We start from the raw sequence: 15,022 nt of genomic DNA on the forward strand, positions 1-15,022 counted from the left end.
TGGGCTATAGCCAAGCGGTAAGGCAACGGACTTTGACTCCGTCATGCGTTGGTTCGAATCCAGCTAGCCCAGTCACAGACACCTTTGATCAAAAGGTGTCTTTTTTCTTTTCGGAAAAATCATTCCAACTTCTAACTGTTCAGTCTGTATAATAATTTTAAAAATATGTTAAGGTAGTTTATTCACGAATTACCATCTACACCCTGCCAAAAATTTGATAAACTTATTTTATAAAAAAATTGAAACCTTTTGAAACGAAGCTCGTATACATACAGACCGGTGAAGGCAGAGGTTAGATAAATATGGAAATGATGATTAAAAAAAGAATTAAACAAGTCAAAAAAGGCGACCAGAATGCATTTGCGGACATCGTAGATATTTACAAAGATAAAATTTATCAGCTTTGCTACCGTATGCTTGGCAATGTGCATGAGGCGGAGGATATTGCACAGGAAGCTTTCATCAGAGCGTACGTTAATATCGACAGTTTTGATATTAACCGGAAATTTTCAACTTGGCTTTATCGAATCGCGACCAATTTGACCATTGACCGCATTCGCAAAAAGAAGCCGGATTATTACCTCGATGCAGAGGTGGCTGGTACGGAAGGCTTGACCATGTATTCTCAAATCGCCGCAGATGGTGTTTTGCCTGAAGATGCAGTTGTGTCGCTGGAGCTCTCAAACACGATACAGCAGAAAATTTTAAAGCTTCCTGACAAATACAGAACAGTCATCGTATTAAAGTATATTGACGAACTCTCATTAATTGAAATCGGGGAGATTCTAAATATTCCTGTGGGGACTGTGAAAACGCGGATTCACAGAGGCAGAGAGGCTCTTAGAAAACAATTAAGGGATCTTTAAGTGGGGTGATGAAATGAGCTGTCCTGAACAAATTGTGCAGCTTATGCATATGCATCTTGATGGAGATATCCTTCCAAAAGATGAACACGTATTAAATAAACATCTGGAGACATGCGAGAAATGCAGAAAGCATTTTTACGAGATGGAGAAATCCATAGCGCTCGTACGGAGCACATCGCATGTCGAAGCCCCCGCGGATTTTACCGCTAATGTCATGGCAAAATTGCCTAAGGAGAAGAAAAGAGCTTCTGTAAAAAGATGGTTCAGATCCCATCCCGTTATCGCAGCTGCTGCGGTATTCATCATTTTGATGGGCGGGGGTTTTTTTAACAGCTGGCATAATGACCACAATTTCAGCGTGTCCAAGCAGCCGAATCTTGTGGTTCATAACCATACTGTGACCGTGCCAGAAGGTGAGACGGTCAAAGGTGATGTCACTGTTAAAAACGGCAAGCTGATTATTAAAGGCAAAATAGACGGGGATGTAACCGTCGTAAACGGCGAAAAGTATATGGCCTCTGCTGGACAAGTCACCGGTCAGATTGAAGAAATCAATCAATTATTCGATTGGACATGGTACAAGATGAAGTCTGCGGGGAAAAGTGTACTCGATGCATTCAGTCCGAAGGGAGAAGAGTAAAGCGCGTTAGCCGCTTTGCTCTTTTTTTGCGGGCTGAGAGGGCTGGCACATTTCACTTGCTAAATCGAAATGTGGTATAATGGGCTCGCTATGTAAAGTACATATGCGTAACACGTAAAACACAAAATACGAAATGACTGAAATCTTGGAGGACGAGGAAATGGCTTTTGAGGATATCCCTTTTTTGCAGTACCTCGGCAATGCCGTTGATATTCTCCTTGTTTGGTATGTGATATATAAATTGATTATGGTGATACGTGGCACGAAAGCGGTTCAGCTGTTAAAAGGAATTGTAGTCATCGTGCTTGTTCGTATGGCCAGCCAATATTTGGGCCTCAGCACACTTCAATGGCTGATGGACCAAGCGATAACATGGGGATTTTTAGCAATTATTATTATTTTTCAGCCTGAGCTGAGAAGAGCGCTTGAACAGCTAGGCCGCGGCCGCTTTTTTTCGAGGAGCGGCACGCCTGTTGAAGAAGCGCAGCAGAAAACGATTGAGGCCATTACAAAAGCGATCAATTATATGGCGAAACGCCGTATAGGCGCCTTGCTTACCATTGAGCGGGATACTGGAATGGGGGATTATATTGAGACCGGCATACCACTGAATGCCAAAGTCAGCTCTGAGCTGCTGATCAATATTTTTATCCCAAACACCCCGCTTCATGACGGTGCGGTAATTATGAAAAATAATGAAATTGCCGCGGCCGCCTGTTATCTGCCGCTTTCTGAGAGCCCGTTTATTTCAAAAGAACTGGGCACGCGGCACAGAGCAGCTGTCGGTATCAGTGAAGTAACAGACAGTTTGACGATTATTGTGTCTGAAGAGACCGGCGGCGTCAGTGTGGCAAAGAACGGCGACCTTCACAGAGAGCTTACAGAAGAAGCGCTGAAAGAAATGCTTGAAGCCGAGTTTAAGAAAAACACCAGAGACACTTCTTCTAACCGCTGGTATTGGAGGGGCAAGAAAAATGGATAAATTCTTAAACAACCGCTGGGCTGTGAAAATCATTGCTCTGCTTTTCGCGCTCTTGCTTTATGTGGCGGTTAACAGCAACCAAGCACCGACTCCAAAAAAACCGGGTGAATCTTTCTTTCCGACATCAACAACTGATGAAGCAACTCTGACTGATATTCCGGTTAAAGCGTATTATGATGATGAAAATTACGTCGTGACGGGTGTTCCGCAAACGGTTAATGTCACGATAAAAGGCTCGACAAGCGCCGTGAAAAAGGCTCGGCAGACCAAAAACTTTGAAATATATGCCGATATGGAACATTTGAAAACCGGCACACATAAGGTTGAGCTTAAGGCCAAAAACGTGTCGGATGGGCTGACAATCTCAATTAATCCGTCTGTTACGACAGTGACCATTCAGGAACGGACGACCAAAAGTTTTCCCGTAGAAGTGGAGTACTACAATAAAAGCAAGATGAAAAAAGGCTATTCTCCGGAGCAGCCGATTGTCAGTCCGAAAAATGTGCAGATTACCGGATCGAAAAATGTCATCGATAATATTTCTCTTGTAAAAGCTTCAGTGAATTTGGAAAACGCAGATGAAACGATTGAAAAGGAAGCGAAAGTGACTGTCTATGATAAAGACGGAAACGCGCTTCCTGTCGACGTGGAGCCCTCGGTCATCAAGATTACCGTTCCGGTGACAAGCCCGAGTAAAAAAGTGCCCTTTAAAATTGAACGGACAGGAAGCCTTCCTGACGGTGTCAGCATAGCGAATATTGAATCCAGCCCCAGTGAGGTAACGGTTTACGGCTCACAGGATGTGTTGGATTCTCTTGAATTTATTGACGGCGTCAGCTTAGATTTAAGTAAAATTAACAAGGATTCCGATATCGAGGCAGATATTCCGCTTCCTGACGGTGTCAAAAAAATCTCACCGTCAAAGGTGACTTTGCATATAGAAGTCGATAGTGAAGCGGATCAGAAGTTCGAGAATGTCCCTATCAAGACTGTAGGGCTGAGCAGCTCACAAAACATTGAATTTCTTGATCCTGAATCACAAGCGATAGATGTAACGGCTAAAGGCTCTCCCACGAATATAAAAAAGCTGAAAAAATCAGATATTGAATTGTATGTGAATGTTTCAGATTTAGAGGACGGGGAGCATAGCGTGAAGCTTGAAGTGAACGGGCCACAGAATGTAACTTGGTCCTTGGGGCGTAAAAACGCCAAAATCAAGCTGACGTCTAAGAAAAGCAATACATCAACGAATGATAACAGCAGCAATACATCAGGGAACCAGGACACAGATAAACAAACAAATGATCAAAAGAACAATCAGCAAGAAGATACAAAGAACACTGATAAAAACAACAACGATCAAAACCAAGACGAAAATAAAGATCAAAACCAAGATCAGGATGAGGATGAATCCACTGCGAATTCACAATCCTCATCGGAATAAAAAAGGAGCGATTATAAAATGGGCAAGTATTTTGGAACAGACGGTGTAAGAGGTGTCGCCAATAGTGAGCTTACACCTGAGCTGGCCTTTAAAGTCGGACGTTTCGGCGGTTATGTGCTGACAAAAGACAAACAACGTCCAAAAGTGCTGATAGGCCGCGATACACGCATCTCCGGCCATATGCTGGAGGGAGCCCTTGTCGCCGGACTTTTATCCATTGGCGCAGAAGTCATGCGCCTGGGTGTCATTTCTACACCAGGTGTATCTTATTTGACAAAAGCGATGGATGCAGAGGCGGGCGTCATGATTTCCGCTTCTCATAACCCAGTGCAGGATAACGGCATCAAATTCTTTGGGGGAGATGGATTTAAGCTTTCTGATGAACAAGAGGCTGAAATTGAGCGCCTGATGGACGAACCTGAGGATAAGCTGCCAAGACCTGTCGGAGCAGACCTTGGACTTGTAAACGATTATTTTGAAGGCGGACAAAAATATCTGCAATTCTTAAAACAGACAGCTGATGAAGATTTCACAGGCATTCATGTGGCATTGGACTGTGCCCATGGCGCAACGTCATCCTTGGCGACACACCTGTTTGCTGATTTAGATGCAGATGTTTCTACAATGGGGACTTCCCCGAACGGATTAAACATTAATGACGGCGTCGGTTCGACTCATCCCGAAGCGCTCAGCGCGTTTGTCAAAGAGAAAAATGCGGATCTTGGTCTTGCGTTCGACGGTGACGGCGACCGCCTGATTGCTGTCGATGAAAAAGGAAATATTGTAGACGGCGACCAAATCATGTACATATGCTCAAAACACCTGAAATCAGAGGGGCGCTTAAAGGATGATACAGTGGTTTCAACCGTGATGAGCAACCTCGGCTTCTATAAGGCGCTCGAAAAAGAAGGCATCAAAAGCGTACAGACAGCTGTCGGCGACCGCTACGTAGTAGAAGCAATGAAAAAAGACGGCTATAACGTCGGCGGAGAGCAGTCAGGACATCTTATTTTCCTTGATTACAACACGACAGGGGACGGTTTATTGTCTGCTATTATGCTGATGAACACTTTGAAAGCCACAGGCAAGCCGCTGTCAGAGCTTGCAGCTGAAATGCAGAAGTTCCCGCAGCTGTTAGTCAATGTGAGAGTGACTGATAAATATAAAGTTGAAGAAAATGAAAAAGTAAAAGCAGTTATTTCTGAAGTTGAAAAAGAAATGAACGGCGACGGCCGGATTTTGGTGCGTCCTTCAGGAACTGAACCGCTCGTCCGTGTCATGGCTGAAGCGAAGACGAAAGAGCTGTGCGATGAGTATGTCAATCGCATTGTTGAAGTCGTCCGGTCAGAAATGGGATTAGAGTAACGAAGTCTATTATCAGAGAGTGAACAAGACAAGCGAGGTTTACATAAGATAATTGTGAGACATACGGCAAAGTTGTTTAAAAAACAATTGACCGTTTATGCCACATGTTGTAAAATCAAGCTTGTCTTGTTCTTATTTTCTCAATAGGAAAAGAAGACGGGATTATTGCTTTACTTATAATTATAGCGCCCGAACTAAGCGCCCGGAAAAAGGCTTAGTTGACGAGGATGGAGGTTATCGAATTTTCGGCGGATGCCTCCCGGCTGAGTATGCAGATCACAGCCGTAAGGATTTCTTCAAACCAAGGGGGTGACTCCTTGAACAAAGAGAAATCACATGATCTTCCAAAAAACATGTAGGAGGGGACGATTGAAAGTCCCCTTGAAATTTGACTTTCTTCGTCTCCTTTTACAATCTTAGGAGGAAGAAAAATATGTGTGGAATCGTAGGTTATATCGGTCAGCTTGATGCGAAGGAAATTTTGTTAAAAGGGTTAGAAAAGCTTGAGTATCGCGGTTATGACTCTGCTGGTATTGCTGTTGCCAACGAACAGGGAATCCATGTGTTCAAAGAAAAAGGACGCATTGCAGATCTTCGTGAAGTTGTGGATGCCAATGTAGAAGCGAAAGCCGGAATTGGGCATACTCGCTGGGCTACACACGGCGAACCAAGCTATCTGAACGCTCACCCGCATCAAAGCGCACTGGGCCGCTTTACACTTGTTCACAACGGCGTGATCGAGAACTATGTTCAGCTGAAGCAAGAGTATTTGCAAGATGTAGAGCTCAAAAGTGACACCGATACAGAAGTAGTCGTTCAAGTAATCGAGCAATTCGTCAATGGAGGACTTGAGACAGAAGAAGCGTTCCGCAAAACACTTACACTGTTAAAAGGCTCTTATGCAATTGCTTTATTCGATAACGACAACAGAGAAACGATTTTTGTAGCGAAAAACAAAAGCCCTCTATTAGTAGGTCTTGGAGATACATTCAACGTCGTAGCATCTGATGCGATGGCGATGCTTCAAGTAACCAACGAATACGTAGAGCTGATGGATAAAGAAATGGTTATTGTTACTGATGATCAAGTCGTCATCAAAAACCTTGATGGTGACGTGATTACACGTGCGTCTTATATTGCTGAGCTTGATGCCAGTGATATCGAAAAAGGCACGTACCCTCACTACATGTTGAAAGAAACGGATGAGCAGCCTGTTGTCATGCGCAAAATCATCCAAACGTATCAAGATGAAAACGGCAAGCTGTCTGTGCCTGGCGATATCGCTGCCGCTGTAGCGGAAGCGGACCGCATCTATATCATTGGCTGCGGAACAAGCTACCATGCAGGACTTGTCGGTAAACAATATATTGAAATGTGGGCAAACGTCCCGGTTGAAGTGCATGTAGCGAGTGAATTCTCCTACAACATGCCGCTTCTGTCTAAGAAACCGCTCTTCATTTTCCTTTCTCAAAGCGGAGAAACAGCAGACAGCCGCGCGGTTCTCGTTCAAGTCAAAGCGCTCGGACACAAAGCCCTGACAATCACAAACGTACCTGGATCAACGCTTTCTCGTGAAGCTGACTATACATTGCTGCTTCATGCAGGCCCTGAGATCGCTGTTGCGTCAACAAAAGCATACACTGCACAAATTGCAGTTCTTGCGGTTCTTGCTTCTGTGGCTGCTGACAAAAACGGCATCGATATCGGATTTGACCTCGTCAAAGAACTCGGTATCGCTGCAAACGCAATGGAAGCTCTATGCGACCAGAAAGACGAAATGGAAATGATCGCCCGTGAATACCTGACTGTATCCAGAAATGCTTTCTTCATCGGACGCGGCCTTGACTACTTCGTATGTGTCGAAGGCGCACTGAAGCTGAAAGAGATTTCTTACATCCAGGCAGAAGGTTTTGCCGGCGGTGAGCTTAAGCACGGAACGATTGCCTTGATCGAACAAGGAACACCAGTATTCGCACTGGCAACTCAAGAGCACGTAAACCTAAGCATCCGCGGAAACGTCAAAGAAGTTGCTGCTCGCGGAGCAAACACATGCATCATCTCACTGAAAGGCCTAAACGATGCGGATGACAGATTCGTACTGCCGGAAGTAAACCCAGCGCTTGCTCCGTTGGTATCTGTTGTTCCATTGCAGCTGATCGCTTACTATGCTGCACTGCATCGCGGCTGTGATGTTGATAAACCGCGTAACCTTGCGAAGAGTGTTACTGTGGAGTAATAAATGTTTAACCCCTTTGGATAAGATTGTCTAAAGGGGTGTTTTTATGTCCAAAAGAGAAAGAACGTCTACAGTGGAAAAATGGATTAAAGAAGGTAATGTTACAGGACCCGACTATCGATCGGCCATGGCTATAGATTTAAGATGTTTCCACATAAGGCCAGTTAACGAGCTTAAAAGGCTTTAAAACTAGTAGACTGTATGAATTTTTCAGTGGAGCGAAATTGCTTTTACTTTCAACTAAATTTTCTAATGTAATAGCAGACCGGAGAGCCTATTCTAATGACAATAGATTTTTTATGACAATTAATAAAGGGCGAGAAATTCATGACATTAAAATGAAAGAAGAGTTATGAAAAGAGAATGTACTTGTGGGATTAGGTTTAAAGTTCATTCTTTTTTTATTGAGTACATTCCGGTTTAAGTTGAAATGATTCAGTAAAGGACACGCCATAAATAAAAGGTAGCGTATGATTCCCATTTTTTCCATGGAACCGATATTTCTAAGATTTCATCTTTCGTAGGCTTTCGGTTCATATTACGTAATATTTTTATCGAATGAATAAGACCCACATCATCGATTGGAAAAGCTGTCGGGAACCTAAGGCAGCGCATTAGAACATAATTGGCTGTCCAAGGACCGATTCCTCGTATTTTAATTAAGTTTTTTTCAGCATCTTTAAAGTTCATTTTCATTAATTTTTCCCTCGATAATTCTCCACTTGCCATTAATCTGGCTATTCCAATGATATATTCACTTTTTTTCACCGTCATTTTAATATCTGCCAGGTCGGTAGGGGTTAACCGTGCAATTCGCTCGTACGGTGGGAACACCCAATACTTTTTACCATTCCATTCAATAGAATCGCCAAATGCTTCTACAAATTGCTTCTTTAAGGAGTACGCGAAGGCTAAGTTAATTTGTTGCCCTAAAACTCCCCAACATAAAGCTTCAAATAAATCGGGAATGCCGATCACTCGCAACCCATAAAATTTTCGGGCAGGCATTTTAAGTAATGGATCTGCTTTTGCCATTTCATAAAATGGAGTTAAATCGTTATCAAGATCAAACCATTCATGAATATATTTTACAATCTCTTCCCGTTTCCACTGCTCAACAGGTCTAGAATCGTTTAGGAATTGAACAATCATTTGTTTATTATTGATTACGCTTACCTGCACTAAGGACCGAATTTTCCCAATGGCTATAACTTTTGTAATGATATTGTTCTCTATTTCATACATGCATTCATTTTTTTCCCTGGTTAGGTAGCCTAGGTTCGCATTCATGTCGAATATTTCAGGTAATGTAATGACGATAACATCATTGACTTCATGCCATGCCACTTTTTCTTTCTCCTTATCTTAAATAATTATAAGAAAACTCACGCTGGTTGAAATTAGTTTATCACATAATCATCTTTACTCATTTTGTTATCTTGCTATTACATTCTAACCACCTTATTTTTTTCTATTTATGAGGTTATAGTGTAGTTATCAAGAATGCTAAACGGGAGTAGATAAAAATGGCCCAAGATATAAAAAACGCGTGTCGAAAATTTAAATTGGGATTCAATTCAAACTGAATTAGATGAGCATTGTAAGGAGAGGTGAGATAAATGCCGGATAGTATCAATAACGGACATAAAGAGAGCCATGAGCATAGAATTTCGAATGATGCAGAAATGATAACAGATGAAAAGTGGCAAGCAATTATAAATAATGATGCAGCGTATAATAATCAATTTTTCTACGCTGTAAAGTCGACAGGGGTATTCTGTAAACCATCCTGTAAATCTCGTGTTCCGAAAAAAGAAAATGTATGTATTTTTCCAAACGCAGAACAAGCTCTCCGCGCAAATTTTCGCCCTTGTAAACGATGCAAGCCCACTAATGAAAAAATGCCTGATAGCGAATGGGTTGATTTAATTACTGAATACATTGATAAAAATTTCACAGAAAAATTAACGCTAGAATCGTTAGCAGATATTTGTCATGGGAGTCCGTATCATATGCATCGAACATTTAAAAAGATTAAAGGCATTACGCTGGTTGAGTATATACAACAAGTTAGAGTACACGCGGCTAAAAAGTATTTGATTCAGACAAATAAAGCGATTGGAGATATCGCTATATGTGTGGGTATAGCTAACGCGCCTTATTTTATTACTTTATTTAAAAAGAAAACTGGACAGACACCAGCACAATTTCGTCAAATGAGTAAAATGGAGGAAACGTACAATGGTAACAAAGAATAAAGCAACCCTTTATTGGTCTTTACTAATGTTCAAGGATTGGAATTTTTATATTGCTTCAACTTTAAAGGGGCTTGTGTTTGTGGGTTCACAGAACAAACCAATCGAGGAATTGTTCGAATGGGCTAAGAAACGCTTTCCAGGAAGTCTTCTTGTTGAAGATGATGATAAGCTTGAACCCTATGCTGTTGAAATCACTCAATATCTAGAAGGAAAGCGGAAAAACTTTACTGTTCCAGTTGAGTACGCCGGTACGCAATTTCAGCTAGCCGTCTGGAATGCACTTTGTGAAATTCCTTATGGACAGACGAAATCCTATTCCGACATTGCAAATGATATAAATAAACCAGCAGCTGTTCGTGCTGTAGGTGCGGCTATTGGGGCTAATCCGGTATTAATTACTGTACCGTGCCATCGTGTAATAGGAAAGAATGGCTCATTAACTGGCTATCGGGGCGGATTTGAAATGAAGACACTGCTCCTCGATCTGGAAAAGCGAGCTTCATCTGAAATGGATGTTCCTCATTGAAAGTGAATCATCTATATGGGTTGGATTATTTTAGAGGAAAGTAAAGACCAGTTTACTGATAAACTTGACAACTTTTAAAATTTAGCATATCTTATACGTAACTTAATAATCGATGCAGATGTTTATTTTTCCTTTTAAAATATGTAGGCCTTTAGCATTCTTTTCATATTTAATTTTAAATATTGATAGGATGAAAAAGTATCCTAATAAAAAAGGAAGAGAACATGAGTCGATTTATTTGATAATCAGGACTATATTAAAGGAAATGAAAACATAGCATAAAGTAAAGACCAATAATAAGGTAGCACTTCAAAAAACTTCGCTGAAGTTAGTTGAAGTGAAGCCGACAATTTTCAGGATTCAATGATCTAACATAATCATTGAAATTTTGAAGTTGTCGGCTTTTTTGTTGGAAAAAAATAGAGATAAATAAAAATTGAAATAAATAATAGACAAATATGATCTGATTGAAAGGTCTTTTGAACAATAATGAGTTTTAAAAAAGGGAGAATTTAGAATGTTAGTTTCGCTGAGTTTGTCATCATTATTAACATTATTTTTTATTATGCTTATGGCTTCTGGGATAAGTGGACTATTGTTTTTACATCCGCGAGTACCCTTGAGTTTTGTCCGCATTCATATTGGGATCTTGGCTTTACCACTTTTGGTTTCCTTACTGATTCTTGCCAATAGTGGTGTGAGTGGAAATGTTGGCCCTTGGCACTTAGATTCCTTAGCTTGTTTAATGACTTTCTTTGTTCTTGCAATTGGATTCATCATTCAGCGTTTTTCTGTACGTTACTTAATGGGGGATCGATCTTATCGAAAATATTTTACGCTTTTTACTTTCACAACAGGAGCTGCTTCAATGACATGGTTAAGTGGTGATCTCCGCTTGATGGTTCTATTTTGGGGAGCAACTCTTGTTGGTTTAACCTTACTTATTAGGTTAAACAGTGCTTGGCAAGTGGCTAGTGAAGCAGCCAAAATTTCTGGACGGTTATTTTTGTTAAGTTGGTTTTCTTTGTTTTTCGCAATGATGTGGCTTTTTCATGCCACAGGTCAATGGCAGTTATCATTGGTTGTAACAAATGAAAGTTTAGCTGGGCTGGGAGAATGGGAGAGAACAGGGATTCAGCTATTGATTGTACTGGCGGTGATCATTCCTGCAGCTCAATGGCCGTTCCAAAGATGGTTGGTTGAGTCTATTGTTGCTCCCACCCCAGTTTCTGCAATTATGCATGCAGGTTTAGTAAATGCTGGAGGAATAATCCTAACTCGATTTTCACCTCTATTTCATGGTGGTATCGCTTCGATTATCTTACTTCTGCTTGCTAGCATTTCTGTATTGATTGGAACTGGAATTAGTTTAGTTCAGGTTGATTATAAACGCCAGTTAGTAGGCTCCACGATTGGACAAATGGGGTTTATGCTCATTCAGTGTGCATTAGGCGCCTATATAGCAGCCATTATTCATCTTATTTTACATGGTTTATTCAAAGCTACGTTGTTTCTACAAGCTGGTTCAGCAGTAGGGCGTCATGAAGTATCGGCTCGCACTAATGAAAGAACATCCTATTTATGGATCATGGCTGGTCGGATTTTATCCTTAGTTATAGGTGTTGCTTTTTGGCTCGCTGCTCCTGGAGAGGGATATCAATTCATTAGTGCGCTGATCTTAGGGTGGTCATTGTCCGTTTCTTGGAATCAGCTTGTCGCTTTTGGAGAGGGCCGAATTGGCCGAATTGCCGGCTTAACTGTTTTAGGAGGAGCAGCCCTCGTATATTTTATCATTCATCACCTTTTCTATAAGTGGCTGCATACAACCATTTTTCAAAGTGTTCAACCTCCAATGTCAGCTGTCATGATTGTCGTATGTCTCTTATTATTTGGCAGTGCTTTAGGTACATGGGTTGCTCGTTATCGTTCTTCCGTTTTTTTCGCGGTGCTCTATCTTTGGTTAGTTCGATTAGGTGAAGCAAAACCAAAGTCAGTAGAGAGTCACCCAGACTACCTTAAACAATATATTTCATAAGGAGCTAATCTGAGATGGGCATTACATCCGTATTAACGAAAGATAATGTAAAAAAGATAGATACAGATATTGATGTTCAAGAAAGGGATCTTAACGTTTTCATTACATCTGCCAGCCGAGTGATTGCACCACTTTGGCCTATTTCTACATTTGCTGCACGTAATCCGTGGATGGGACTTGAAAACCAACCTTTTGATCAGGTTGCAAGTTGGTTGAAAAACACTCGCGATGTTGATATATACCCTAGTGCGTCTATGATCCGTTCAGCAAAGAATAAAGGTGAGATTGATGAAGATTTTGTGGAAATGGGGCTGCAGCGTTGGCTTGATTCACATTCCTATCACATCCCACGGGACGTGGCAGAGCGATTTTGTCATGCTGCATTAAAGTTAGATCCCCTGCCTTCCGACCTTTTATCATCACATGAGCTGGAGAAATTAGTAGGTGAATGTAGTGGATTGGATCATATCGAGAATGTGTTTATGCAGCCACTAAGTTCGTATATAGAGAATCAAGATGGTGAAAGGCTAGTCAATATACTAGATCATCATGTCATTAAATGGAGTAAATTATATCTTGATGACTCTCAAGCAGGCTGGACAATGCCTAATCGTGAGGAAGGTTTCTATCGTGCTTGGCAGCATCTCATTCAATATGATCCAGCACTTAGCAAAAAGCAGCGAGAAAGGTTAAAAGGTTGGCCGAAAGAGGCACATTTGGCTTTACAGGAAGCCTTATTCGCACTAGAAATCCCAGAGTCAGAAATCCAGACTTATCTTGAAGGTCATTTACTTTCATTACCTGGATGGGCAGGGATGATGCTTTGGCGCTCCCAGCAATCGAGCCACGAACATGCACTCCTAACAGAATACTTAGCGGTTCGAATATCCATGGAGTGGGCTCTTATAAAGCCATACTTACCTTTGAATGAACGATCTAAGAAAACAATTTCAATTGCTCCCCTTATAGCAGCTTGGATTCATTGGGGTGGGCATACATTAGAAGAATGGTCACAGATGACGGCCATTGAACAAAACGAATATTTATCATTTGCCTACAGCTTTGATGAGAAACTTCGCAAGAAACTTTGGTTAGAAGCTTGGGAACAAACGTACACTGATCGATTAAGCCAGAAGATCATCTCGAAACAACGTGAAACCGGCGGTAAAAAATCTGCATTAGCTCAATTAGCATTCTGCATCGATGTACGATCAGAACCTTTTCGTCGTCATCTAGAAAAAGAAGGCCCGTTTGAAACGATTGGTATTGCTGGTTTCTTCGGGGTGCCGATTGCAACTTGTGAACTTGGCAGTAAACACAGTCATGCTTCCTTGCCGATCATACAAAAACCGCAAAATAAAATAAAAGAGTTCGCAGATGAGGATGTATTCAAAAAATACAATCAACGGAAGCAAGCAATTCATTCTTTAAGCCATACCTTTAAAACGATGAAGCAGAATGCGCTTTCGAGCTTACTACTGCCTGAGCTAAGCGGACCTTGGCTTACTCTGCAAATGGCAGCCCGTAGCTTTGTGCCAAGAAAGGCGGGTCGTTTCATTCGTAATCTCCGTGAGGCTTGGTTACGCAAACCTGATACAAAACTCTCGCTTCATCATGATGCTACAGAGGCAGAAATACCTGTGGGTTTTACTGATGAAGAAAAAGTGAACTATGCTCGCCAAGCATTAAAAATGATGGGGTTAACAGAGAACATCGCACCATTGGTCGTAATTTGCGGGCATGGCAGTCAAAGCACTAATAATCCTTATTCTGCAGCCCTTGATTGTGGTGCCTGCGGTGGAGCGGCCGGTGGATTCAATGCAAGAGTTTTAGCTGCTTTATGTAATCTATCAGAGGTACGAGAAGCTCTTTTAGCTGAAGGAATTAAAATTCCTGAGGATACGGTTTTTGCAGCAGCTGAACATAATACAACAGTAGATGAATTACATTGGCTTTATGTACCAGAGCTTTCCGAAGCTGCACAAGAAGCATTTGAACAAATTGAAGCCGTGATGCCGAAAGTGAGACATCATGTAAACGCAGAACGTCTAGCCCAATTACCGAATTTCCAATCGAAGCTAAAAAATCCGAAGGCTGAGGCAAACCGATTTGCGGAAGATTGGAGTGAGATACGTCCGGAATGGGGACTGGCTCGTAATGCCGCTTTTATTATCGGTAAACGTGAACTAACTCAGGATTGTGATTTGGAAGGCAGAGCCTTTCTCCATAATTATGATTGGAAGCAGGATGAAAGCGGTGAACTCCTAGCAAATATTATTGCAGGACCTGGAACTGTAGCCCAATGGATTAATTTACAATATTACGCATCAACGGTAGCACCTCATTATTATGGCAGCGGAAATAAAGCAACTCAAACCGTTACTGCAGGTCTCGGCGTTATGCAGGGGAATGCAAGCGATTTGTTAGCCGGACTGCCTTGGCAATCCGTCATGGAATCAGATCACGAGGCCTATCATTCTCCTCTTCGTTTATTGATACTCATCCAAGCACCTAGAGAATATGTAGAACGGTTATTAAATAATGATTCAGCATTTCTGCAAAAAGTTCAAAATGGATGGGTCCGACTGGCTAGTCTTGATCCAGAAGGATGTTGGGAAAGCTGGTAATGATGAATCTAAGCATTTATCAAATGGATTTGTTATTCAAAAT

At 41.6% G+C, this 15,022-nt stretch carries 12 protein-coding genes and 1 tRNA gene; 12 read left to right on the forward strand and 1 reads right to left on the reverse strand.

The genetic code is table 11. The features are described from left to right. From bslm_RS01105 to bslm_RS21200, 8 genes are all read left to right on the forward strand, one after another. Nucleotides 1-72: transfer RNA gene (locus tag bslm_RS01105), tRNA-Gln, on the forward strand. A gap of 230 nt (nt 73-302) precedes the next feature. Next, a complete protein-coding gene (gene sigW / locus bslm_RS01110; RefSeq protein ID WP_014478649.1) occupies nt 303-866 on the forward strand; it encodes an RNA polymerase sigma factor SigW in 564 nt (187 codons plus the stop codon). Between the two features lie 13 nt (nt 867-879). Then, nucleotides 880-1,506 (forward strand): anti-sigma-W factor RsiW, encoded by a 627-nt coding sequence (gene rsiW, locus bslm_RS01115; protein ID WP_038428286.1) that lies wholly within the window; start codon nt 880-882, stop codon nt 1,504-1,506. Nucleotides 1,507-1,666: 160 nt separating this feature from the next. Then, nucleotides 1,667-2,488, forward strand: coding sequence for a diadenylate cyclase CdaA (gene cdaA, locus bslm_RS01120; protein WP_003223651.1), 822 nt, complete (start codon nt 1,667-1,669; stop codon nt 2,486-2,488). Next, entirely contained in the window at nt 2,481-3,932 is a 1,452-nt protein-coding gene (cdaR, locus tag bslm_RS01125) for a CdaA regulatory protein CdaR (RefSeq protein WP_046380735.1), read from the forward strand. Before cdaA ends, cdaR begins: the two co-directional genes overlap by 8 nt. Before the next feature lie 18 nt (nt 3,933-3,950). Further along, nucleotides 3,951-5,297 (forward strand): phosphoglucosamine mutase, encoded by a 1,347-nt coding sequence (glmM, locus tag bslm_RS01130; RefSeq protein WP_014112449.1) that lies wholly within the window; start codon nt 3,951-3,953, stop codon nt 5,295-5,297. Nucleotides 5,298-5,730: 433 nt separating this feature from the next. Next, nucleotides 5,731-7,533, forward strand: coding sequence for a glutamine--fructose-6-phosphate transaminase (isomerizing) (glmS, locus tag bslm_RS01135; protein WP_046380736.1), 1,803 nt, complete (start codon nt 5,731-5,733; stop codon nt 7,531-7,533). Between the two features lie 46 nt (nt 7,534-7,579). Beyond that, nucleotides 7,580-7,720 carry a hypothetical protein gene (locus tag bslm_RS21200; protein ID WP_128484027.1) on the forward strand — a complete coding sequence of 47 codons (141 nt, stop codon included), beginning with the start codon at nt 7,580-7,582 and terminating at the stop codon, nt 7,718-7,720. A 248-nt stretch (nt 7,721-7,968) separates the two neighbouring features. On the opposite strand, the gene alkA is transcribed toward bslm_RS21200, so the two are convergent. After that, nucleotides 7,969-8,880, reverse strand: a complete 912-nt coding sequence (gene alkA, locus bslm_RS01140; RefSeq protein ID WP_046380737.1) for a DNA-3-methyladenine glycosidase II — start codon at nt 8,878-8,880, stop codon at nt 7,969-7,971. Nucleotides 8,881-9,152: 272 nt separating this feature from the next. Between alkA and adaA the strand changes: the two genes are divergently transcribed. From adaA to bslm_RS01160, 4 genes are all read left to right on the forward strand, one after another. Continuing rightward, entirely contained in the window at nt 9,153-9,791 is a 639-nt protein-coding gene (gene adaA / locus bslm_RS01145; protein WP_046380738.1) for a bifunctional transcriptional activator/DNA repair enzyme AdaA, read from the forward strand. Then, nucleotides 9,775-10,317 carry a methylated-DNA--[protein]-cysteine S-methyltransferase gene (adaB, locus tag bslm_RS01150; RefSeq protein ID WP_046380739.1) on the forward strand — a complete coding sequence of 181 codons (543 nt, stop codon included), beginning with the start codon at nt 9,775-9,777 and terminating at the stop codon, nt 10,315-10,317. The genes adaA and adaB overlap by 17 nt, the downstream gene beginning before the upstream one ends. Nucleotides 10,318-10,834: 517 nt before the next feature. Further along, the gene (locus bslm_RS01155; protein ID WP_046380740.1) at nt 10,835-12,352 is read left to right on the forward strand and encodes an NADH dehydrogenase subunit 5; all 1,518 of its coding nucleotides are present in this window, start codon (nt 10,835-10,837) and stop codon (nt 12,350-12,352) included. A 14-nt stretch (nt 12,353-12,366) separates the two neighbouring features. Beyond that, complete coding sequence (locus bslm_RS01160) at nt 12,367-14,979, forward strand: DUF2309 domain-containing protein (RefSeq protein WP_046380741.1); 2,613 nt, start codon at nt 12,367-12,369, stop codon at nt 14,977-14,979. Nucleotides 14,980-15,022 lie beyond the last annotated feature (43 nt).

This window comes from Bacillus sp. LM 4-2 (assembly GCF_000978495.1).
Lineage (GTDB): Bacteria > Bacillota > Bacilli > Bacillales > Bacillaceae > Bacillus > Bacillus subtilis.

Coding starts and splice junctions, on each gene's coding strand:
- sigW (WP_014478649.1), top strand. CDS start 303: ATGGAAATGATGATTAAAAAAAGAATTAAACAAGTCAAAAAAGGCGAC.
- rsiW (WP_038428286.1), top strand. CDS start 880: ATGAGCTGTCCTGAACAAATTGTGCAGCTTATGCATATGCATCTTGAT.
- cdaA (WP_003223651.1), top strand. CDS start 1,667: ATGGCTTTTGAGGATATCCCTTTTTTGCAGTACCTCGGCAATGCCGTT.
- cdaR (WP_046380735.1), top strand. CDS start 2,481: ATGGATAAATTCTTAAACAACCGCTGGGCTGTGAAAATCATTGCTCTG.
- glmM (WP_014112449.1), top strand. CDS start 3,951: ATGGGCAAGTATTTTGGAACAGACGGTGTAAGAGGTGTCGCCAATAGT.
- glmS (WP_046380736.1), top strand. CDS start 5,731: ATGTGTGGAATCGTAGGTTATATCGGTCAGCTTGATGCGAAGGAAATT.
- bslm_RS21200 (WP_128484027.1), top strand. CDS start 7,580: ATGTCCAAAAGAGAAAGAACGTCTACAGTGGAAAAATGGATTAAAGAA.
- adaA (WP_046380738.1), top strand. CDS start 9,153: ATGCCGGATAGTATCAATAACGGACATAAAGAGAGCCATGAGCATAGA.
- adaB (WP_046380739.1), top strand. CDS start 9,775: ATGGTAACAAAGAATAAAGCAACCCTTTATTGGTCTTTACTAATGTTC.
- bslm_RS01155 (WP_046380740.1), top strand. CDS start 10,835: ATGTTAGTTTCGCTGAGTTTGTCATCATTATTAACATTATTTTTTATT.
- bslm_RS01160 (WP_046380741.1), top strand. CDS start 12,367: ATGGGCATTACATCCGTATTAACGAAAGATAATGTAAAAAAGATAGAT.